The 21555-nt window shown below is 37.9% G+C and carries 21 protein-coding genes and 1 pseudogene; 18 read left to right on the forward strand and 4 right to left on the reverse strand.

What is annotated here, in order from left to right:
• Positions 1-37 precede the first annotated feature (37 nt).
• The 9 genes from RBL01_RS06385 to RBL01_RS06425 all read left to right on the forward strand — a co-directional run bounded on the left by RBL01_RS06385 (position 38) and on the right by RBL01_RS06425 (position 8544).
• Complete coding sequence (locus RBL01_RS06385; RefSeq protein WP_002302000.1) at positions 38-1204, forward strand: SAM-dependent methyltransferase; 1167 nt, start codon at positions 38-40, stop codon at positions 1202-1204.
• Between the two features lie 229 nt (positions 1205-1433).
• Positions 1434-2081, forward strand: coding sequence for a PepSY domain-containing protein (locus tag RBL01_RS06390; protein WP_002298449.1), 648 nt, complete (start codon positions 1434-1436; stop codon positions 2079-2081).
• Between the two features lie 83 nt (positions 2082-2164).
• Positions 2165-3109: a dihydroorotate oxidase gene (locus RBL01_RS06395; RefSeq protein ID WP_002295918.1), complete on the forward strand. Its 945-nt coding sequence runs from the start codon at positions 2165-2167 to the stop codon at positions 3107-3109.
• Between the two features lie 134 nt (positions 3110-3243).
• Positions 3244-4695, forward strand: a complete 1452-nt coding sequence (locus RBL01_RS06400; protein ID WP_058128501.1) for an amidase — start codon at positions 3244-3246, stop codon at positions 4693-4695.
• A gap of 20 nt (positions 4696-4715) precedes the next feature.
• Positions 4716-5552 (forward strand): transporter substrate-binding domain-containing protein, encoded by an 837-nt coding sequence (locus tag RBL01_RS06405; protein ID WP_002298445.1) that lies wholly within the window; start codon positions 4716-4718, stop codon positions 5550-5552.
• The gene (locus tag RBL01_RS06410; RefSeq protein WP_002321153.1) at positions 5552-6211 is read left to right on the forward strand and encodes an amino acid ABC transporter permease; all 660 of its coding nucleotides are present in this window, start codon (positions 5552-5554) and stop codon (positions 6209-6211) included. Before RBL01_RS06405 ends, RBL01_RS06410 begins: the two co-directional genes overlap by 1 nt.
• 125 nt (positions 6212-6336) lie before the next feature.
• Positions 6337-7026 carry a hypothetical protein gene (locus RBL01_RS06415; RefSeq protein ID WP_002325714.1) on the forward strand — a complete coding sequence of 230 codons (690 nt, stop codon included), beginning with the start codon at positions 6337-6339 and terminating at the stop codon, positions 7024-7026.
• A gap of 5 nt (positions 7027-7031) precedes the next feature.
• A complete protein-coding gene (locus RBL01_RS06420) occupies positions 7032-7988 on the forward strand; it encodes a sce7725 family protein (RefSeq protein ID WP_002302005.1) in 957 nt (318 codons plus the stop codon).
• Between the two features lie 43 nt (positions 7989-8031).
• Entirely contained in the window at positions 8032-8544 is a 513-nt protein-coding gene (locus RBL01_RS06425) for a GNAT family N-acetyltransferase (RefSeq protein WP_002318361.1), read from the forward strand.
• A 255-nt stretch (positions 8545-8799) separates the two neighbouring features.
• Here RBL01_RS06425 and RBL01_RS06430 read toward each other — a convergent pair whose 3' ends face one another.
• The 3 genes from RBL01_RS06430 to RBL01_RS06440 form a co-directional block, all read right to left on the reverse strand.
• Positions 8800-9348 carry a guanylate kinase gene (locus RBL01_RS06430; RefSeq protein ID WP_002318360.1) on the reverse strand — a complete coding sequence of 183 codons (549 nt, stop codon included), beginning with the start codon at positions 9346-9348 and terminating at the stop codon, positions 8800-8802.
• Positions 9349-9436: 88 nt separating this feature from the next.
• A complete protein-coding gene (locus tag RBL01_RS06435; RefSeq protein WP_002302011.1) occupies positions 9437-10618 on the reverse strand; it encodes a NupC/NupG family nucleoside CNT transporter in 1182 nt (393 codons plus the stop codon).
• A 234-nt stretch (positions 10619-10852) separates the two neighbouring features.
• On the reverse strand, positions 10853-12361 hold the full coding sequence (locus RBL01_RS06440; protein ID WP_307780917.1) for a DUF1846 domain-containing protein: 1509 nt from the start codon (positions 12359-12361) through the stop codon (positions 10853-10855).
• A 157-nt stretch (positions 12362-12518) separates the two neighbouring features.
• Between RBL01_RS06440 and RBL01_RS06445 the strand changes: the two genes are divergently transcribed.
• The 9 genes from RBL01_RS06445 to RBL01_RS06485 all read left to right on the forward strand — a co-directional run bounded on the left by RBL01_RS06445 (position 12519) and on the right by RBL01_RS06485 (position 20022).
• On the forward strand, positions 12519-12710 hold the full coding sequence (locus RBL01_RS06445) for a hypothetical protein (protein WP_002295907.1): 192 nt from the start codon (positions 12519-12521) through the stop codon (positions 12708-12710).
• Positions 12711-12912: 202 nt separating this feature from the next.
• Positions 12913-13830: a coiled-coil domain-containing protein gene (locus RBL01_RS06450; RefSeq protein WP_002302013.1), complete on the forward strand. Its 918-nt coding sequence runs from the start codon at positions 12913-12915 to the stop codon at positions 13828-13830.
• The gene (locus tag RBL01_RS06455) at positions 13823-14896 is read left to right on the forward strand and encodes a hypothetical protein (RefSeq protein ID WP_002295905.1); all 1074 of its coding nucleotides are present in this window, start codon (positions 13823-13825) and stop codon (positions 14894-14896) included. Before RBL01_RS06450 ends, RBL01_RS06455 begins: the two co-directional genes overlap by 8 nt.
• 147 nt (positions 14897-15043) lie before the next feature.
• Entirely contained in the window at positions 15044-15562 is a 519-nt protein-coding gene (locus RBL01_RS06460) for a membrane protein (protein ID WP_038809380.1), read from the forward strand.
• Positions 15543-15935 carry a DUF4430 domain-containing protein gene (locus tag RBL01_RS06465; RefSeq protein ID WP_002302017.1) on the forward strand — a complete coding sequence of 131 codons (393 nt, stop codon included), beginning with the start codon at positions 15543-15545 and terminating at the stop codon, positions 15933-15935. The genes RBL01_RS06460 and RBL01_RS06465 overlap by 20 nt, the downstream gene beginning before the upstream one ends.
• Positions 15936-16010: 75 nt before the next feature.
• A complete protein-coding gene (locus RBL01_RS06470) occupies positions 16011-16946 on the forward strand; it encodes a cation diffusion facilitator family transporter (protein WP_002295900.1) in 936 nt (311 codons plus the stop codon).
• A gap of 132 nt (positions 16947-17078) precedes the next feature.
• The gene (locus RBL01_RS06475; protein WP_002295898.1) at positions 17079-17858 is read left to right on the forward strand and encodes an AzlC family ABC transporter permease; all 780 of its coding nucleotides are present in this window, start codon (positions 17079-17081) and stop codon (positions 17856-17858) included.
• Entirely contained in the window at positions 17851-18168 is a 318-nt protein-coding gene (locus RBL01_RS06480) for an AzlD domain-containing protein (RefSeq protein WP_002295896.1), read from the forward strand. The genes RBL01_RS06475 and RBL01_RS06480 overlap by 8 nt, the downstream gene beginning before the upstream one ends.
• Before the next feature lie 243 nt (positions 18169-18411).
• Positions 18412-20022, forward strand: coding sequence for a polysaccharide biosynthesis protein (locus tag RBL01_RS06485; protein WP_307780916.1), 1611 nt, complete (start codon positions 18412-18414; stop codon positions 20020-20022).
• A 99-nt stretch (positions 20023-20121) separates the two neighbouring features.
• On the opposite strand, the pseudogene RBL01_RS06490 reads toward RBL01_RS06485, so the two are convergent.
• A pseudogene (locus tag RBL01_RS06490) lies at positions 20122-21411 on the reverse strand (ISL3 family transposase).
• Positions 21412-21555: the final 144 nt, after the last annotated feature.

Consider the following 21555-nt stretch of genomic DNA (forward strand, 5'->3'; position numbering starts at 1 on the left):
TTAACGTAATAGGGTAGTTTTTTTAAGGAGGAAAATCATGTTAGAGAAAACTTTATACAATCAATTATTTTCACGTTCTTTCTCGCTCCCTGTCGAAGTAAATTATTGGGACGGTACAACGAAACAATACGGAGATACGGACACTCCTCCCCAAATCAAAATCAATATCCATGAAGAAATCCCAATGAAAGAGATTACAAGTAACGCTTCTTTGGCACTAGGAGAAGCCTATATGGATCATCGAATCGAGATCGAGGGAAGTATCCAAGCATTGATCAACGATGCTTATCAGCAAGCAAACAGCTTTTTACGAGGAAAAGATTATCTAAAATGGCTGCCAAAGAAAGAAAAACATACGAAACAAAAAAACAAAGAAGATATCCATGCGCATTATGACTTAGGTAACGACTTTTATAAACTTTGGCTAGATCCAACTTTGACTTATTCTTGTGCCTATTTCAACACACCTGAAGATACGTTGGAACAAGCACAAATCAATAAAGTCCATCATATCTTAGACAAACTCTTTATCAAAGAAGGCGAAACGTTGCTTGATATCGGTTGTGGCTGGGGAACATTGATGTTCACTGCTGCCAAAGAGTATAATGTCAAGGCAACTGGGGTCACACTAAGTGAAGAACAATACGATTTGATTACCAAAAGAATAAAAGAAGAACATTTAGAAGATAAATGCCGTGTATTATTAATGGATTACCGCGAACTAAAAGGCGAAACATTTGATCATATCACAAGTGTGGGTATGTTCGAACATGTAGGTTCTGAAAACCTTGAAGGTTATTTCAAAGTTGTAAAAAATCTACTAAAACCAAAAGGAACAGCTTTGATCCATGGAATCAGCCGACAACAAGGTGGTGCGACAAATGCTTGGATCAATAAATATATTTTCCCTGGCGGTTATGTCCCTGGCGTTACTGAATTAGTTGATAACATTACAAAAAACGATTTGCAACTGATTGATTTGGAAAGCTTACGTCGTGACTACCAATTGACATTAGAACATTGGACAAAGAATTTTCATCAAGTCCAAGATCAAGTCACGAAAGAAATGGGAGATTCCTTCTATCGAATGTGGGATCTATACTTACAAGCTTGTGCAGCTTCATTTGAATCAAGTAATATCGATGTGATTCAATATTTGCTTGTTCAACCTGGAAACAATGACATCCCAATGCATCGGGCATAATTGAGGCAAAAGTACTGTTTAAAGACTATTTAAAAAGAAGCTAAGTTTTATGATGCTCCAGAAGTGAACTTTTTTGTCTAACTTCTAGGATTGTCTCTAAAGCTTAGTTTCTTTTTCTTTATATTTTCATAATAAAAGTTTGGTTCTTTAATTTTTAAACATGACAGAAAATTTTTTCTTCGTTATACTTGTAATAGAATACTATTTTATAACAAAGGGGATCGAATCAATGAAAAAAACTGTTATTTATACTAGTTTATTTGCAGCTTTGTTTTTAGCTGCTTGTCAATCAAATACCAATCAAGGCACATCTGGGAATACGTCTTCCAGTAGCGAACAGCGCTCTTCACAGGTATCGGACTCCTCAACAAAAGCAAGCACATCTTCGTCTAGCCAGACAAAAAGTTCTAGTGAAGCAAGTACTCAGTCAGATATCAAAGTGTCTGCAGCTCGTGCGATCGAATTGTTCCAAGATAAATACCCAGATACTGCAATTACTAGTTTGGAATTAGATAGTGATTGGGGATCTTACTTCTACAAGATAGAAGGTGTCGATGATCAAAAAGAATACGAAGCAAGAATTGATGCTCAAAATGAAAAAATGGAGACAGAGAATCCAGGAACTCTAGATCGAGATGAACAAAATGGTCAAAAGAAAAAAGAAGATGGTCTGGATGTTGATAAATTGATCACGATTGAGGAAGCAGCAAAAATCGCCGTCGACAAAGTAGGAAGCGGTACGGCAACAGATTGGGATTTGGATAAAGATTTAGGTACTACTTATTGGGAAGTCAAAGTAAAAGACGGCAATCAAAGTACATCAGTCAAGATCAATAGCCAAACAGGCGAAGTACTGTCAACTGAACAAGATGATTAAGAATTTCTTCGGAAAACAAGAGTTGATTTTTCTTTTAGTCATGATACACTAGATAAAATAACTTGTTTGAAGGAGCGATTTACTTGAGTTTAGAAACGACCTTTGCCAATCATATCTTTGCCAATCCTTTGATGAATGCATCTGGTGTCCACTGCATGACTACCCAGGAATTAGATGAACTGGCTCATTCAGAAGCAGGAGCATTTATCACTAAGAGCTGTACGATCAATGAACGAAAAGGAAATCCCGAACCACGCTATTTTGATGTTCCTTTAGGCAGTATCAATTCTATGGGACTTCCAAACCTAGGTTTTTCTTATTATCTAGAGTATGCTCTTGCGTATGAAAAAGTGCAGGAAAACCAAAATCAACCGTTATTTTTTTCCATTGCCGGGATGAGTGTCCAGGAAAACTTGGAAATGCTTGAGAAAATAGAAAAAAGTGGGTTTAATGGGATCACTGAATTAAATTTATCTTGTCCCAATGTGCCTGGAAAACCACAACTAGCTTACGATTTTGAGGCCACTTATGAAACACTGAAAGAAGTATTCAGCATCTTTTCTAAGCCGCTAGGAATCAAATTGCCTCCTTATTTTGATTTTGCTCATTTTGATCAGATGGCTGATATCTTGAATCAGTTTCCATTGACCTATGTCAATGCTATCAACAGTGTGGGCAATGGTTTGTATATCGATACAGAACAAGAAGCAGTAGTCATCAAACCAAAAGAAGGGTTCGGCGGCATTGGCGGAGAGTATATCAAGCCGACTGCTTTGGCAAATGTTCGCGCTTTTTATACACGTTTGAAACCAGAAATCCAAATCATTGGTACAGGTGGGATTCGGACAGGACAAGATGCATTTGAACATCTGCTATGTGGCGCAAGCATGTTACAGATTGGTACCGAGCTTCATAAAGAAGGGCCGGAAATTTTTTCTAGAATCATAAAAGAATTAACGCAGATTATGTCAGAAAAAGGATATACGTCAATTGACGAATTTAAAGGCAAATTACGCACCATTTCATAGCAAAGAGACGAAGGTCATGATTGATCTTCGTCTTTTTTTATAAAAAACACTCGTCTGTTCATTCCTGTGCAAGCGTACTCATTGTATGTTAGACGAACTTGTGGGAAAATAACAGAGGCAAAAAGGAGGATAATATGAATGATGCAACAGAATTAGCAAAAGAGCTTAAAGAAAAAGAATTTAGCTTTCAAGAACTAGTTACGGATATACAGAAAAAAATAAAGAAGCAAAATCATGAATTGAATGCGTTTGTCGCGCTTGAACCATTCGAGAGTAATTCCCACGAGCTATTGATTCCCCAGTCAGAAAAAGGGCCATTGGCTGGTATTCCATTTCCTTTAAAAATGCTCGGTCAAGAAAAAAAGGGATGGCTAGCTACTTCAGGATCTCGTTTATTTGAAACACACCGAGCTTCTCATACATCTAATTATGTGCGGCAAGCAGAAGCGATAGGTCTAGTTCCTTTTGGACAAACCAATGCGCCAGAGTTTGGTTTCAAAAATATTACAGACCCAGTCATCTATGGCCCAGCAAGAAACCCTTGGAACCTTGAATGTACACCGGGCGGATCAAGTGGAGGAGCTGCTGCTGCAGTTTCATCAGGAATCGTTCCTTTAGCTGGTGCTAGTGATGGCGGTGGTTCTATTAGAATACCTGCTTCGTTTTGCGGATTGATTGGGCTGAAACCTTCGCGAGGGACGATGCCAGTTGGTCCATATGCTTGGAGAGGATGGCAAGGAGCTGCTATTGATTTCGGCTTGACAGTTTCTATGAGAGACACGGAGGCTTTATTTTATGGGATGAGAAGTATCAATTCCGGTGCTCCATATCAAGTATCGCCAGTTGAGTGGCAAACACATCCAAGAAAAAAACGGTTGAAGATAGCTTTTTGTGTTGATTCACCGATCCACTCACAGATTAGTGAAGAGGCAGTACTTGCTGTAAAAAAAGCTGTAGATTTCCTTGGAAAAGAAGGGCATGATTTGACAGAGATTCCTTACCCACTAGATGGTAGTAAACTGATCACGTCTTATTATCAGATGAATGGCGCAGAAACAGCAGCAATGATCCGCTCGATTGAAACAGGCATCCAGCGAGCTGTCAGAAAAGAAGAACTTGAACCCATTTCTTGGACTTTGTTCCAATATGGTCAGAAGCTCTCTGCCGCTACTTACATCGATTCTCTGCATGTATGGGATGAAGCAGCAATTGTCATGGAAAACCTACATCAAGAATACGATCTATTCCTTTCACCAACGACTGCATTTACCGCCCCTAAAATCAGCGAAGATTTGCAAAGTGATGCGATAAGAGCACAGATGGAACACATCACTGATTGTTCTGAAGTAGAAGCTTTAGACGTTGTTTCTTCCATGTTTGAGGAGAGCTTGAAGATCACACCTTATACACAGTTGGCTAATCTGACTGGACAACCAGCAATCAGCTTGCCTACTCATTTGACAAAAGAAAACATGCCTCTAGGAATCCAATTTATGGCTGCCAGAGGAAGAGAAGATTTGCTATTTCAAATCGGCTATCTATTTGAAGCAAATCATCAGTTCCATTTACCAAACCCATGGAAATAGCAGAAACAAGGAGAAGAAGAATGAAGAAAAAAAGATTGTTTGCTCTAATAACTAGTGCCTTTTTTATTTTAAGCGCTTGCGGTACAGCTGCCGCTAATCAGGAAGATAACAGCTGGAGTAATGTAGAAAAAAAGAAAGAATTAGTAGTAGCGACTTCTGGCACACTGTTTCCCGCATCTTATTATAATGATCAAAATGAATTAGTTGGTTATGACGTAGATTTGGCAAAAGAGGTGGCTAAACGGTTAAATGTCAAAATCTCCTTTAAAGAATACAACGTGGATGGACAAATCACTTCTGTTTCAAAAGGAGAATCAGATTTTGCTGCGAACGATTTTGGTATCACAAAAGAAAGAGAAAAAAAATTCTCCCTTTCAGAGCCTTTCAAATATTCATTTGACAGTATGATCGTACGAAAAAAAGATGATTCAGGAATCCACTCACTTGAAGATCTTAAAGGGAAAAAAGCAGCTGGCGAACCCAATACTAGCTATATGCGTTTAGCGGAAAAACACGGAGCTAAATTAGTCACATATGACAATGCCACGAATGATCAGTATTTAAGCGATGTAGCAAATGGTCGAACAGATGTTATTCTAAATGATTATTATCTGCAGAAAATGGCCGTATCTGCTTTACCAGATATCCCTGTAAAAATACTGGAGAACGTTTATTTCAATGAAAACGAAAGTGGTTTTTTATTGAAAGAAGGAAATGATGCTCTGAAAAAGAAAATCGATGGCGTATTAAAAGAGATGAAAGAAGATGGGACGACAAAGAAAATATCTGAAAAATATTTTCAAACTGATGTTTCAGTCAAACCGAAAGAAACGATGGCTGAGTCGGTGAGTGAGTGATGTACTTTCCTCTAATTGATTTTTCCCTCATGTGGACTTCGCTTCCTTTCGTACTGCAAGGCTTGGTATACACATTAGGGATTGGCTTCGTGTCGTTTCTTTTAGGAAATTTGGTAGGGTTGCTTTTGACAGTTTTAGGTCTTTTGGATTGGCTGCCTCTGAATGTATTTATTCGTTTTTATTTATCGTTCTTTAGAGGCATTCCCGCACTAGTCCTGCTGTTTCTGTTATATTTCGGGTTACCTTATCAATTAAGTGCCTTAACGGCTTCAGTCATCTGCTTTACGATTACCAGCAGTGCATTTATTGGTGAAATCTATCGAGGATCACTAGCAGGCGTTTCTTCAGGTCAGTGGGACGCTGGTTTAGCTTCTGGTTTTTCTTTCTTTGGGGTATTGAAATATATCGTTTTGCCGCAAGCTTTTCGAATCTCGGTACCGGCACTCAGTAACGTAGCTATGGATCTAGTGAAAGGTACTTCGTTAGCAGCAACAATCACAGTGCCAGAAATATTTCAAAAAGCAAAGATCATAGGCGGTCGGACATTCGATTATTTTTCTCTCTATATTTTAGTTGCACTGATTTATTGGGTCATTTGTATCGGGATCGAAAAAGTGCAACAGTATTTAGAAAAACGTTCTATCCATCAGTCAATCTGAAAAATAGAAATGGTGCTAGCGTGGCTGGCACCATTTCTATTTTTTGTTTCTTGTATATTCTGCCTAGTATTTTAAAACCATTTCATGTAAAATGTAAATCGAAAATATGTTCGGAGGTAGAAAACATGAAGACCCCGCTAACCATCGAAATAGAATCCTCGTTATACCAATATTGCATCGAGCAAGGCGGCTTGGTTGTAGAAGAAGTCACGATGCCTGATGACCAAGGAATTGTAGATACGCTTAGCTGCTTGACAAAATTTGATGGAAGCCGAGAATGGCGATGCTATGAGCTGAAAGTGACAAAAGCAGATTTTCGCTCTACAGCCAAACTGTCATTTGTTGGACATTATAATTATTTTGTTTTACCAAGTAAACTATATGAAGAAGTAAAAACTGAAATCCCTACAGGAATAGGTGTTTTAGTGTATCGTCCGTACACGGTTGAAGAGGAGATGCCTGCCTCTGGTACATTTCTGATTGCGAAAAAAGCAGCAAAGAAAGAGCTTGCTGTACCGGAAGAAGCTTTGACAAACCGCTTCATGGCTTCTTTATTCAGGGAAGTAAGAAAAGCAAAGCAAATGGAGCGAGGCGTAAAATATTTTCCAACAGATCAATTGTACAAAGAATTGAAAAGACGTTCAGAAAACCAAAATCCATTTTCTAACGAACGATATTATGAACGGTTTTTAGAGGAAATAGCTAGTCAGGCAATCAATGAGTTGCAAGAAGAAGTTATCGCGCTTCAGCATGATTATGAATATTTGAGGCAACAACAGCAGATCCGTCGGTTGCCTACAGAGTCATTGGAGTGAAAAATATGTACTATCCTTATTTAAGAGGAAAACAATTTGACCTATTAGCATTAAAAGAAGCACTGTCGCGAGGATTGCTCTCCAATAAAATCCAACCAGTGATCGAACCAGTACGTGATTCCGCTACGCTTAAAAATGTGATCGAATTATTTCAAAAAAAGCACCATCCAATCGCTGTGATCCAAAATCCCCAAGTAGGACAATTCAAATTATTCGATCAGCATGTGCACAGTTGGAAAGTCAAAGAAAATAGCTCTGTCGTCCCTGCACAGATCTTAACGCCAGAAAATCTCAGTGAAGTACTGGATTCACCTCCAGCGTTTCTTGTTTTCGATGGACAGCACTACCCAAAAGATACAGAGGTGTGGAAACAGCTGGCAGGAGTTGATTCGAAATTTTTGATACCAGATACTAGTCGCTTTCGCATCTGGCTGCCCGAAAACAAAATTGTGATCCGTGACTCTTTTCAAACGAGAAAGCATGTTGAAAGTTATGCAGATAAAACAGATGACTTTTTTAGTGATGACTATCTTTTTTTCCACGCAGACGGATATATTGGATTTTCTGATTTCACGATCGAAGGTAGCCGTTATTTCGATAAAGGGTTCCCTAGCCGAGCGCTTGCTATCCATCTAACGTATATTGATGCTTACGGCAATATACGCGTGAAACATTTTGTCTCTGACAGTAACGACTCTGCTAAAGACCAAGCATTGAAGTTTCTTGAAGCAGGAGATAAAATGAAAAAATGGATCATGCGTCACCATCATCAACTCTTGATTACTTCAGGAATGATTGAATTATTGGCTCTTTACCAGCAACAAAAATTCCCTGGACTGGGAGTGTTGAAAAAGTGGTCACTTATGCATCATTTAGAACTTATTAGTCACCTGCTAGATCATCCAAAAGATTGGCTTAAATATTATTCAAAAGTTCAGGAACTATATGAAGTGATCCAATGATTAGATAATGTAAATGAAAAAGGAATAGAAAAGAGGAAACTGGATGTATATTCGGCAAACAAGGAAAGAAGAAGTAAAAGAAGTGGTAGAAATCATTAATGCCGCAGCAGATTTCATTGCTTCGCAAGGCTCTCCTCAATGGCAAAACGGGCAGAAACCAACAAAAGAAACGATTTTGAACGATATTGAAAGAAAAGAAAGCTATGTATTAATAGTGGAAGATCAAATTGCTGGAACAGCTGCATTAGTCTCAGGCGTGGATCCCGTTTACACAAAAATAGATGGTAGTTGGAAAGAATCAACTGGTCCTTATTTATCGATTCATCGTGTCGCTTTAGCAGAAAGTACTCGAGGAAAAAAACTAGCAAAACCGTTCTTAGAACATTTGTTGACGATTGCAGCCAGCAAAAATATCCAAGATATCCGTATCGATACTTATCCAGCTAATGAACCGATGGAAAAGACCATCTATTCTGCTGGATTCACTTATCAAGGGATGATTGAATTTCCTTTTGAACACGGCGAAAGAAAAGCATATCAAATAATCATCAATTGACTATAAAATCATCTGAGCAAAGATAAAGACATTAACACTACTGAAAAAAACAATCATATGATAGCCAAGAGGTTGTAACAGAAGTGGCCAGCTTCAAAAAACAAGAAAGAATTTCCGAAAATGCTTCTCAAATTTTTGTGGAATTTTAGCGTATTTTACGAAACAGCTGCTTTCTGAAACTCCCTTCATCGAGAGGTCGTGACATAGCTTTTGTCACGACCTCTCGGCTTATCCTACGAGTATTATTCGATACATTTATATCAATAATCCTTTTTTTATTTTATCTGCAGCTTCTTGGAACGTTCCATCGTTTGACACGACTAAAAGTGAGGGGATAGCTTTCAAACGTTTCAACTGTGCTAAATCTTCTACATAAACCGCCAGTCTGGCTGAAATCTGTTCAGATGAATCTCCACGTTTTTTCAGGCGCGATTGCAATATTTCTTTAGAGATCGTAATAAAGATAGGACGGACTACCGTCCCGAAATACTCATATAAATGCCAAAAACCATTTGCTGTCAAAACGGCGTAACAATTTCCTACTGTCAGTTTCTTTTTAATTTCTGCTTTACTGGAACCATATTTATGTTGAGCATATTGGTCCCACTCTGCAAACTCATTTCCCTTGATCATCTGATTGAATGTATTGTCAGAAACAAAATAATAATCCTCTTGATCTTTTTCCCCAGGTCTTGGTGATCGATTCGTGTAAGTAATGATCTTTTGTTCCGGCTGAAAAATAGCTTCTGCGAGTGAAGTTTTTCCAGAACCAGAAGGACCGATAAATACATAGCAATAATTCATTGTCATTTCTCCTTTGATGATTGAACAAGTGAAAAAGCTTTGGAAAATATTTCCAAAGCTTTTAAAAGCAACTTTGCTTTTTTGTATATTATACCAGCAAGCCAGTCACAATAGCACTTAAAAAGCTGACTAAAGTCGCTGTTAGCAAAATTTTCAATCCGTGTTTTGCGACAAGATTTCCTTTTTCTTCATTTAATCCCTTCATCGCACCAGAAATGATCCCGATAGAAGAGAAGTTGGCAAATGAAACGAGGAAGACAGATATAATTGCTGTTGTACGCTCAGTAAAATGGAAATTACCATTTGCTAATTCTGTCATAGCAACAAATTCATTTGTAACCAGTTTAGTCGCCATGATACTACCGGCATCCACTGCTTCTTTCCATGGGATTCCGCTGATGAAGGCAAGAGGGGCAAAGATGTAACCTAGGATCTCTTGGAAAGTGATGCCGAATATCCCGTGGAAGATAGCATTGATCATGGCAATCAAAGCAACAAAACCGATAAGCATAGCAGCAACCGTGATCGCCACATGGAAACCATCAAGAATGTATTCTCCCAACATTTGGAAAAATGTCTGTTCTTTGTTTTCTTCAATGATCAGCTCATCTTCTTTTTCTTCTAATACATAGGGATTTACAATTGAAGCCAGAATATAACCGCCAAATAAGTTCAAAACAAGGGCAGTGATCACATATTTAGAATCGATCAGTGCCATATAAGATCCGACGATCGACATAGAAACTGTAGACATAGCCGATACACTCATGGTGAACAAACGTTTCTCAGATAGGAAGGGTAATTCCTTTTTTATGGAAATAAAAACTTCCGATTGTCCTAAAATAGCAGAAGCTACTCCATTATAAGATTCCAATTTGCCCATCCCGTTGATTTTACTTAATCCTAGACCAACAGCTTTCATAAATAATGGAAGAATCTTGATATAGCGTAAAATCCCGATAATAGCAGAAATAAATACGATTGGCATCAATACGGAAAGAAAGAAAGGTGCACTTCCTTTATTTGCTACACCGGCAAAAACAAAGTCAACACCTTGCCCAGCAAAAGCAAGAAGATGATCAAACATTTTTGCCAATACAGAAACAACCGCTGTACCAAAAGTTGTACGTAATAATACGAAACCAAGAACAAGCTGTAAAACGAACATCACAATTAGTGGTTTCAATTTGATTGCTTTTTTGTTACTGCTGATCAAAAAAGCAAGCCCTAATGTGACAAATAAACCAATAATACCTAATAAATAACCCAAATAATCACTCCTATTCTAAATTCCGTTTTATTTTACCTGTTTTGCAAATAAAATACTAATCTTTAGTGAAATTTTCATTACTTTTTTAGAGTGAAACGCATTCATTTTCCATTAGAAAATAAAGCGAACAAAATAAAAGGTTCAAAAAGTGTAACGTCTTAGTAAAGTCTATAAAAAACGAAACTATTGATTAAGCTAATAGTTTCGTTTTCAACATTTATAAGTAAACTTTTTCTATTGGTAATATAGATTTTCGGAAGGGTAGACAGGTGCGCAGGTAATATCGATTCCTAGTTTTTTCAATGTTTGTTCATCATTTTTATTGACCATCACAGTAGAGTGGGCTTGTGCTCCCTCAAGTTCAGCTAGTTTATCATAAGCAACTTGAGCGATTGGATTCGTTACTGCACTGATTGATAAAGCGATCAAGACTTCATTGATGCTTAGTGCATCCAAAGAGGAATGAAGTGTCTTTGATTTCAATCCTTGTATTGTTTCAAGAACTAATGGTGACAATAAAGGAATGTCATCTGCGATATGGGCTAAATGTTTTACTGCATTTAAGATAACTGCCGCTGACGCATCCATCAATGAACTTGTACGCCCGGTAATGATGACTTCATCTGGTAATTCGATTGCAATCACAGCAGAAGGATATTTTGTAGGACTTTGCGCTTGAATCTTATCTGCATAGTCATGGGCAGGGACTACCACGTTTCGGTCTTCAGGACGTAAACCGACTTCTTCCATAATCAGTTTGATTCGATTAACTGCTTCTTCATCGATCAATCCTTTTTTGAAGTCGCATTCTGTTTGGAAATAACGACGGATGATTTCTTGTTTAGAGGCTTCTTGGACAACGGTATCATCCACGATCCCAAATCCTACACGATTCACACCCATGTCAGTAGGAGATTGATAAACAGATTCTTTACCAGTAATTTTTTCAATAATACGTTTGATTACAGGAAATGTCTCAACATCCCGATTATAGTTCACAGCTACTTTATTGTAGGCATCAAAGTGGAAGGAATCGATCATATTGACATCTTTTAGATCGACTGTGGCTGCTTCATAAGCAATGTTCAGCGGATGTTTCAACGGAACATTCCATACTGGGAAAGTTTCGAACTTGGAGTAACCAGCTGCATGTCCTTTTTGGCTTTCATGATACAGTTGGTTCAAGCAAGTAGCGAGCTTTCCACTTCCTGGGCCAGGAGCTGTCACTACAACGATTGGTTTAGTTGTTTCAATATACTCATTTTTTCCAAAACCATCTTCTGAGACGATTTTTTCTACGTTGACTGGATAGTCTTCGATTTCTGAGTGTTTATAGACCTTGATGTTTCGTCTTTCTAGTTTATTGATAAAGACTTTCGTGGCAGGCTGTCCACTATAGCGAGTGATAACGACACTGTTGATTAATAAGCCATAACCACGTAATTCATCGATTAACCGCAAGATATCCATATCATAAGTAATCCCATAATCACCACGGATCTTATTACGTTCAATATCTCCAGCATAGACGCAAATCAGTATTTCAGCTTGATCTTTCAATTTTTGCAGCAATTTGATTTTCGCATCTTCTTCAAATCCTGGAAGTACACGTTTCGCATGCTTGTCGTCAACTAGCTTCCCACCAAATTCTAAATATAATTTGTCATAGTGGTTCACTCGTTCCAAAATATACGCTGACTGCTCTTCAATATATTTTTCTGAATCAAAACCAATTTTTTTCACTAGGTTCCCTCCTTAAGTACTAAAGCATTTTTTCATTTTTTTGAGGATTCGTCAACTGGAAGAGCGAAATTCCTCAAAAAACAAAGAAAATGGTTTAAACCAACTTGTCTAGATAGTTATTCATTGGTATGATAGTTTTTGATAAGGAAGGTGCTACATGAAAAAAAGACAGAAAAAGAAAAACGCATATAAACACTATATCCGTTCGATTTTTACCGGTTATGAAAGAATGCTTGAAGATCCCGAATTGGAACAATTGACGTTTACTTATCTAAACGAAGAAACGCAGCTAACTCGTGATGAGCATCAGCGCATTCATTTCACAACAAGAGATCTGCCTAGTAAATAAAAAATAAGATAAAGGTCATTGGATTCGATTCTGTCCTATCAGATGGAAAGACTAGTTGATCGAAAAACAGGCTGTACCAAATTTTGGTGCAGCCTGTTTTATGGAGCATTGCCCGCTCTTTTTTATAACAATTTTTTACAGAAAATGGTACTATTGAAGTATTAATAAGTGAAAAACAGATGAGTAAGAGGAGGCAAGTAGTATGAAAGAGCCAGATACAAATGCAAATTATGAGCCAGACGAACTAGAGGAGACGAACGCGGATCAGGATACAGGACAAGAATCGTCTTCTTTTTACGATATCAAAGAAAAAGCAAGCATGAATCTTTCCCAATTATTAGAAGACTTACAGGCTTTTGAAAAAGCTGTCCGCGAAGAAGATATCCCTGAGATCTACCGTTTATACAATGGCCGATTGAATGAAGAATTAAAAAGAAGCTCAAATGAAAATCACGAGATCGATCAATTACTGATGCGTAAGATCCATGATCGTTTTTTACAGGAATTTCCTTTTATGGAACAAGTAGAAAGCATCTCGCCAACGATGAGCTATTACAAAATCGGCACTTATTACCATGATCGGCCCACGGTCGGTATTGATGCAAGTCTGCCAGAAATTTTTGTTTTGCCTAAGATCGATGAAGAGTGGGAGAAATATTCTCAACCGGAGTCAACGGACTATGACAAAAAAATCAATGAGCTAGACGCAAAGGTGATCACTGCTCAGACAGAAATTGAACGTTTAGATGAACAAATAAAAGAAATCAATCGACAAATGACTGATTTGAACGACAATAAAGGATTCTTGAATCGTAAAAAAATCGAGGAAGAAATTCAAGAATTAGAGAAGAAGAAGCAAGTACTATCTAATGAAAAATTAGGCTGGCTTCCTTATATTGAGACGCCTGAAACAATTCAGCAGCAAAAAGAAGCATTGCAGCAAGAAGCAAGAGCGGACCAGCTTCGTGCAGCCATCGTAGAAAAAGAACAAAGGCAAATCAGACGCTATTTCGGTAGCAAAGAGGGATTCGGTCAAGCAATCCATGAATTCTTGATGAATTATCTTGGCAATGAGAATCCTAATAATCAATCTAATGAAGGAGGTTCCGAGTATGAATGAACACGATGAAGCAGAATGGACAAAAAATGAAGAACAAACAGAAGATCATGAAGAAACGAACACTTCATTGGAAGAACAAACAAGTAATCCTCTGGATGACACAGAAGAAATCCCTATGCTAGAGGAAACAAAAATACACGAAAAAGAAAAAGTAACTCCGACGAATACGAATACTGCAGAAAACACCCATGCTTACGAAATAACTGAAAATCCCGGGTATTTAGAAGGAAAAGAGCAAGATCATCAAGATATCGTCAGTTTGATTGAAACAGCGGAAGCAGAATTAGCGGATTTACGTATGAGAAAAGATTTGATCGAATCAGATTTTCCACAATTATTAGAATCATATGATCGTTTTATATTGAATGAAGAACCAATCTCCACGATCGGAAAGACAAGCCTGATCGAATACTTCACGTATGAATTACTGAAACCGTTGAATGATATTGGTCTGGAACGGTCAAATTCAGCTTATGACACATGGAAAACAAGACATTTTTCGATCAATTATACGTTGAATGGACAAAACGAATTAGTCTTTTCCTTTGTATTACCGACCATCGATCAACGATACCAAGTGGAATCGATGAGTCTCCTAAACGTATCACCAGAGACAATGGAAATCAATGTCCAAGATGACCGGGTGCTTTCTTTGATCCGACACTGGTCAGTGGATCGAGTATTCTCTGCAGGGCAGATCACGATATTCAATCACAAATTGAATCAATTATTAGCCCATGCAAGAACACTTGGTTTTACCGTTAATCAGACATTACTAGACAATACGAAGCCACTTCGTTTGAATCTTCAGAGCGAATTTGAATTGACGAATGAAGTATTGGATGATATTTTTATCGTGGCAATGAAAAATCCATCCTACGATATGGAAAAGATCAACGAAACTACTTATCAAGTACGATTAGATAAAGGACAGTCTTTAACGATAACAACAAACGAAAAAGATCAAACAGTCTTGTCGATCTCATCTGGAGACTACCCACGATCTGTCATTGATTTCTTTATCAATTACGAATTCTTGGTCCCGTTAATGGTTAGAAAGTCCTGATTGGATAAGTTGGATTACCAGATGTCATTCAGATAATTCTGTTCCAAAGGACTTGCGGCAGTTATCCAGAATAATTGTCGCAAGTCTTTTCTGTATGTACTAAATGGACGTGAATAACTTGCTGATGAAGGAGGGATTTCATTAGGAATGTCCACAAATAAAATAGCACAGCTTAGCTTATTGTCTGCTGCTTGTGTAGCAGGTAGGATCGCTTTTCAATTTATTCCGAATTTCCAGCCAATGACTGCTATTTTTTTATTTATAGTACTTTACTTAAGCTTAAAAGATGCGTTAATTGTCATGAGTCTTTCTATTGCGATCAGCAGTTTTTATTTTGGTGTTGGACCATGGGTCATCGGCCAATGGATCAGCTATACTGTTGTTCTGAGTTTGTTTTCAATCGTTTGCTTGAGAAAAACAGTGCAAAGGAATCTATGGTTAAAGGGAGTCTGTTTTTTTCTGGCGGGCATGGTTTACGGAATAGGTATGACCGTTTTTGATACGCTGTTATATCGTTTACCTCAACCTTGGATCTATTACCTTCAAGGGGTGTCGTTTGATTTGATGCACAGTATAAGCAATGTTGTGTTCTTTCTTGTTTTTCTGCCAGTCGTCAAACGTTTTTACAATCATTCAGGAGGAAAAAATGAAAAAAATAATTTATAGTTTGCTTGCAATGAGTGTCAGTATACTCATTTTGACAAGTTGCAGTACAACCTATACACAATTGGCTTCCAACCAAAAGGAGGAAGTAAAAACATCGCAAAAAGCAACAATCACGTTACAAGAAAATGGTCAAAACTTTTCGGAAAAAGAAGTGGTCTTCAAAAAAGGCGATGATTTACTGAGTATTTTGAAACGAAATTTTGAAGTCGAAGAAGATAACGGCTTCATCACTTCGCTTGAAGGGCACTCACAGGATGAGAAAAATCAACTCTATTGGATGTTTACTGTGGACGGGAAAAGTGCTACTACTGGTGCCAAAGAGATCAAATTGAATGATGGACAATCGGTCATTTTCAATTTGTCTAAACTATAAGTTTCATGAAAAACTGTTAAAGGGCGAATATTGCCATAATTCAGTGAGTTCAGTTGATGAAAGAAGGAAAATAACATGGAAAATTTTAAAAAAAGCGGAATGTTTTCCGTAATTGCTGCTCTAGGGGCTAATATTCTAGTTGCTATCAGCAAATTTGTCGGCTATGCAATCAGTGGCAGTGCCGCCATGCTAAACGAAAGCATCCACAGTATCGTTGATTGCAGCAATCAGATTTTGCTGTTATTCGGTGATAAACAAGCCAATAAAGGACAGAGCGAGTTGCATCAATTTGGTGAAGGACGAGCAAAATACTTTTTCAGTACAATCGTCGCAATGATGCTTTTCTTCGGCGGTGGGGCACTTGGGGTGATGGAAGCTTTTGAAAAATTGACGCATCCATCCCATGAAGTGGGTAATCCGATCATTGTTATAGCAATACTGTTATTTGGTTTGGTAATCGAAGGTAGTTCGTTACGCGTGGCAATGAAAGAAATCAAAGAATTGAATACTGAAAAACTTTCCACGATGCGCTTTTTGCGCGAAAGTCGACACAGTGAAATACTGATTATTTTTACGGAAGACTTGTGTGCTGTAATCGGTTTGGTCTTGGCTTTAGCAGGAACAATATTGACTTATGCAACCGGGATTGCTGCATTTGATGCGATCAGCGGATTGCTGATCGGTTTCTTGCTGATGGGAGCCGCCATTTTCCTAGCAAAAGAATTTTATAGTCTGATCATCGGTGAAAGCGTGACAGCAAGCGATTTGTCAAAAATCAAGTTAGCCTTTGAACGACCTGAAATCAGTCGGCTAATTGATATCAAAACAGTTCATTTAAGTCCAACGGAGATTTTAGTTGCAGCAAAAGCAGATATCGTTGGTAACAAAGAGAATGAAGCTTACTCGGTCATCAACGATATTGAAAAAAATATGCGTCAGTCTCTTCCTGACAAGAAGATGTATATATACATTGAAACAGATAAATATGACCCAAATTATTCTCGTAAATAAAACGTTTATTCATGAATTGAAGCAAAAATGAGAAAAATATAATCTTGTTTTTAAATAAAACGGCTACAATTTAGCGAATTTATGTTACAATAAGTCCGCTGTTTATTTGTTGTAATTAAAGGAGAAATTTTAATGAACAAAAAGAAAAGTGCGCCATGGCTTCAAGCTTTGCATGCAGTGATGCCACTTTGTATAAGCTATATACCAGTAGGATTAGCTTGCGGAGTATTGTTGCAAAAAGTTGGATTTGATCCTCTCTTATCAGGACTGTTATCGATTCTGGTCTTTTCCGGTGGCGCGCAGTTTTTAGTTGCATCTATGCTTACGACGCAAGCATCATTTGCAACGACATTATTGATGGTTTTCTTTTTAGAATTACGCTATACATTATTAGGAGCAAGTCTTGCCGGTTTTATGAAAAAAGAAAAGCGGACGTTTTTGGCTGTCTTTTCTCAATCACTGAATGATGAAAACTATGCGGTGAACTACTTAAAGTTTTCAACTGACCCTTCCTGGAATAAAAGAAAGGCTTTATATGTCAATTGGTTCTCAATGACTGCATGGGCCGGTAGCAATATGATCGGTAATTTTTTCGGCTCGGTGATTCGAGTAGATGCTGACCTTGTCCATTTTGCTTTGACGGCCATGTTCATTTTCATGTTTATCATGCAGATGAAAAGCGCACTACTGATCTTTACAGGTTTATTCTCAGGCGTATTAGGGGTCGTATTCATGGTATTATTCCAAAATACTTTCGGATTGATTGCAGCAACAGTCATTGCTTCATTTGCCGGATTTATGCTGGAGAAGGCATTCAAAAAAGAAAAAGCTAAGAAACTAAGAGACCGCGGTAAAGATGTCAATGAGCCGCTCTTCAACTTCCCGGAACAGGAGGCCAATCACCATGACTAAATTATATTTGCTACTTTTAGTTGCTTGTCTGTTCATCGTGGCATATATCCCGCGCTTGTTCCCGATGCTTTATTTTACTCATCGAAAAGTGCCATCCTGGTTCAGTGACTGGATGAAATATGTACCGGTGGCATTATTTGCGGCGTTAGCTTTTAAAGATGTTTTCATTACTCATGAACATCTGGATATTGCTTGGAATATCAAAATAGCTGCAATGATTCTAGTAGCAGGCGTGGCTTACAAAACACGTTCGATGGCGTTGTCAGTTTTGACAGGACTTGCGTCTGTCTTTTTGCTGTCTATGCTTTAAACTGTTTTATTTTATTAAAAACAGAGATTGCGACATAAGTTGTTCAAACTGATCTATCCGAACTGCATTTGCAACAGTCAATTCTGGATGCAAGTTTATTCGTAGGGATAAAAAAGATTAGTGTTGGCTTATGATGCAAGCCCTTTTTTATTTTAGGAATTAGAGAGGGATTTGTCCTTCTATGATTTTTTGCTATAATAGGGAAGATGTTTATTTTATGAAAGAATAGTTGAGGGAATTTAAATGAATAAAAAATTGATGCAAGGAACATTTTGGCTAACCTTTGCTAATCTTCTATGTAAAGTTTTAGGGGTAGTCTATTTGATTCCCTGGCTAAGTATGATGGGGAACAATCAAGATGGTATGCTTGCTACGACATTGTATAATGTTGGCTATCTTCCTTATGGATTGTTCCTGATGCTTGGTACAGTCGGATTTCCAAATGCGATTGCAAAAAAAGTAGCTGTAGCCACAAAAGAAGGAGATAACGCTGCTTGTCGGCTGATTTTTAGAAGTACGATCAATATCATGTTTGTCATCGGTATCGCCTCTGCTGCACTGATGTATTTATTTGCTCCTTTACTAGCCGGAATCAGTCCGATTGCTAACGTTAATAATGGGATACTAGCTATCAGAAGTTTATGCCCATCTTTGATTGCTATCCCAATTCTTAGTGCAATGAGAGGATATTTCCAAGGAAAAAATGATCTGCGGCCTTATGGAACTTCTTTGATTATCGAACAGGCTGTGCGAGTGATCGTTATCTTGGCTGGTACTTATTACTTGCGCGTATTGACTGACGGAACCATATTAGAAGCTGTATTGATCAGTACAGTCGCTTCTTTCTTCGGTGGGTTAGCTGCGATTATCCATATGTATATCGTCGGACGCAGAAAAGACTTCTTCGAACTTAAAGATTTTTTGATTTCCAGCCGTTATTTCGAAAGAGAAAACCGATCTGCCTCTGTCTCTATCATTCGGGAAACACTACCGTTTATTTTTGTCGGCTCAGTCATTACTATCGTTCAAATGATCGACCAAGTAACGATGAAACCACTGCTTCACTTTTTCCGTCCAGAGATCGCAGATCAGCAACTGGAATTCTTATTCAGCCGTGCTTCTGTCAATCCAAATAAATTGACATTGATCCTGATCTCCATGGTAGGAACAGTAGCTATAAGCAGCTTGCCAATATTAAGCACGATGAAGAAAAAAGATCGGATACAAATCGAAAAAACAGCAGGAGATAGTTTTTCGATTGCGTTATTGATTCTTCTTCCTTCATTGACTGGAATGTCTTTATTAGCTGGACCACTATACACATTGTTTTTTGGCTATGATCCTGAAAGTGTCGGATATTTCCAAATGGCTTTGCTAGCTTCTTTGTTTTTCTCTTTATTCACGATCCAATCTACGATGCTTCAATCTTTGAATCACCATCGTTTTGCGATCCGATTAACTGTAGAAGCAATTATCCTGAAAGTCATCTTCGAAGTAATCGGATTAGGATTAGTTGGAGGATACGGGATGAGCTTATCAAATGGCTTAGCATTCGGTATTGTCTTTGTTCGCGGCTATCACTTTATGTGCAAAGAATACCGAATAGCACCTTTAGCAAAGATCAGCAATTTTTTCTTAAAAACTTTCCGCTCCACCCTGATTATGCTTGCAGTATGTTTTGCCGTTTTCTTTTTGCTGAATCAGCGATTGTCAATGGAATCAAAAAGCTATGCAATGATTTATTGTGTGGCTGTAGGAAGTATTGGCGGCTTAGTATTTTTATTTTCTCAATTCGGAAAAAATGGGTTTCGAATGTTGAAAAATGTTAAACATCATAGCAGAAGCAAAGAATAGGTTAACTAATCGTTTTTTGGGCTCTTTGTCAAATGATGTTGGTAAAGAGAAATCTTAGAATAATTGGAGATCAAGTGGATCAGTTCCTCTTGATCTTTTTTAGTTGAAAATCAATGCGTTGCCATGACGAATCATGATGCGCAATTTGAAATTATAAAAGCTACGAAAGCCATATGCATTTCGTTTTAACACTTTGATATGGTTGTTCAGACATTCAAGTGGGCCATTTGAATAACTTTGTTGTAAAGCATTTTTGATTTGTGGCAGAAATTTCTGGAACGTTCTCAAGGTCGTCTGATAGCCTTCGGGAAGCATGATATTATTGGTAAGTAGTTCTTCAAACGATACGTAGTCTCGTTCCTTTACAGCGTAAAGAAAGTCTTGATATAACTGATAGCCTACACGCAAAGCAGGGCTCCCTTTCAGTAAGCGATCCACAATATCGGTCTCTGTTAAATGAGCTTTGAAGCCAGGTCGCCAAAGGCGTCGAGTATAATCAAGCTTGCGTTCATCTTTTTGAAGAAGTTTCCAGTATCTTTTAATTGCTTACCTAATTGATAGTGTTTTTGTTCTTTGCTTTTTAATAGTTGGTTCGTTTCTTTGATTCGATGATTGCGAAAGGTACGACCAATATGTTGGACGATGTGAAACCGGTCAATAATCAGCTGTGCTTTTGGAAACAGCTTTTTAACGAGCGATACATAAGGAGCGTACATATCAATCACGATCCATTCGACCGCTTCACGAATTTCTCGTGAAAAATGACTAAAATAACGTTTTAAAAAGGCAGTTGTCGGTTCTCGACAATGTCCAATAAGCGCTGTGTTTGTCCATCCATCATGATGAAACTCATAGCACCTGAAACACCCCGAACTGATTTGAATTCATCAAAACAAAGTACCTTAGGTAACGGTGTCCGAAAAGGATTCAACGGACGATAAAATCGCTTCATAATACGGTAAACAGAAGAGACCGATAGATTTTTCTGAGCGGCGATCTCTGTCATTGAGGTATTTTTTTCAGACGAGTCACGACAGACCAGCGGACTTTCTCACTGATGAAACAATGTTTTTTCGCAACAGAAGTATCTGCGACAAAGGTCCGCTGACAAGCTTTGCATTTGAAGCGTTGCTTTTTCAATTCGAGGTAGGTACGGTATTCAGAAACATCGTTCATTAACAACCGGACGGTTGTTGTACCCCAACGCACAATATCTGAAGCAATCTGGTGTTTACAGTGGATGCATTCTTGGGCTGTATAAATCAAGTTTCCACGATAAATATGACAGATTTGCCCTTTGTATTTTTCTTTTGTGAGACAATTTTCGTTAAAAGTAACTGATAAGTCTAGAATATCTAATGTTTCTTTGATAAGGTGAGTGTAAGACATCTTGATTCCTCCTTTTGGGTTGGTTCGCCAAATTAATTCTAAAGGATTTCAAGGTGTCTTTTCTATATGTTTTGGAAAATAAAAAAGATGCTGGTGTCATCCACCAACATCAAAAAGTATAGAGCCTTTTTTTGCTGTCACTTG

Source organism: Enterococcus sp. SB12 (assembly GCF_030910025.2).
Taxonomy (GTDB): Bacteria; Bacillota; Bacilli; order Lactobacillales; family Enterococcaceae; genus Enterococcus_B; species Enterococcus_B faecium.

What these genes read in the sequence shown, in the direction of transcription:
- RBL01_RS06385 (WP_002302000.1), top strand. Translation starts at nt 38, where the DNA reads ATGTTAGAGAAAACTTTATACAATCAATTATTTTCACGTTCTTTCTCG.
- RBL01_RS06390 (WP_002298449.1), top strand. Translation starts at nt 1,434, where the DNA reads ATGAAAAAAACTGTTATTTATACTAGTTTATTTGCAGCTTTGTTTTTA.
- RBL01_RS06400 (WP_058128501.1), top strand. Translation starts at nt 3,244, where the DNA reads ATGAATGATGCAACAGAATTAGCAAAAGAGCTTAAAGAAAAAGAATTT.
- RBL01_RS06405 (WP_002298445.1), top strand. Translation starts at nt 4,716, where the DNA reads ATGAAGAAAAAAAGATTGTTTGCTCTAATAACTAGTGCCTTTTTTATT.
- RBL01_RS06410 (WP_002321153.1), top strand. Translation starts at nt 5,552, where the DNA reads ATGTACTTTCCTCTAATTGATTTTTCCCTCATGTGGACTTCGCTTCCT.
- RBL01_RS06415 (WP_002325714.1), top strand. Translation starts at nt 6,337, where the DNA reads ATGAAGACCCCGCTAACCATCGAAATAGAATCCTCGTTATACCAATAT.
- RBL01_RS06420 (WP_002302005.1), top strand. Translation starts at nt 7,032, where the DNA reads ATGTACTATCCTTATTTAAGAGGAAAACAATTTGACCTATTAGCATTA.
- RBL01_RS06425 (WP_002318361.1), top strand. Translation starts at nt 8,032, where the DNA reads ATGTATATTCGGCAAACAAGGAAAGAAGAAGTAAAAGAAGTGGTAGAA.
- RBL01_RS06430 (WP_002318360.1), bottom strand. Translation starts at nt 9,348, where the DNA reads ATGAATTATTGCTATGTATTTATCGGTCCTTCTGGTTCTGGAAAAACT.
- RBL01_RS06445 (WP_002295907.1), top strand. Translation starts at nt 12,519, where the DNA reads ATGAAAAAAAGACAGAAAAAGAAAAACGCATATAAACACTATATCCGT.
- RBL01_RS06450 (WP_002302013.1), top strand. Translation starts at nt 12,913, where the DNA reads ATGAAAGAGCCAGATACAAATGCAAATTATGAGCCAGACGAACTAGAG.
- RBL01_RS06455 (WP_002295905.1), top strand. Translation starts at nt 13,823, where the DNA reads ATGAATGAACACGATGAAGCAGAATGGACAAAAAATGAAGAACAAACA.
- RBL01_RS06460 (WP_038809380.1), top strand. Translation starts at nt 15,044, where the DNA reads ATGTCCACAAATAAAATAGCACAGCTTAGCTTATTGTCTGCTGCTTGT.
- RBL01_RS06465 (WP_002302017.1), top strand. Translation starts at nt 15,543, where the DNA reads ATGAAAAAAATAATTTATAGTTTGCTTGCAATGAGTGTCAGTATACTC.
- RBL01_RS06470 (WP_002295900.1), top strand. Translation starts at nt 16,011, where the DNA reads ATGGAAAATTTTAAAAAAAGCGGAATGTTTTCCGTAATTGCTGCTCTA.
- RBL01_RS06475 (WP_002295898.1), top strand. Translation starts at nt 17,079, where the DNA reads ATGAACAAAAAGAAAAGTGCGCCATGGCTTCAAGCTTTGCATGCAGTG.
- RBL01_RS06480 (WP_002295896.1), top strand. Translation starts at nt 17,851, where the DNA reads ATGACTAAATTATATTTGCTACTTTTAGTTGCTTGTCTGTTCATCGTG.
- RBL01_RS06485 (WP_307780916.1), top strand. Translation starts at nt 18,412, where the DNA reads ATGAATAAAAAATTGATGCAAGGAACATTTTGGCTAACCTTTGCTAAT.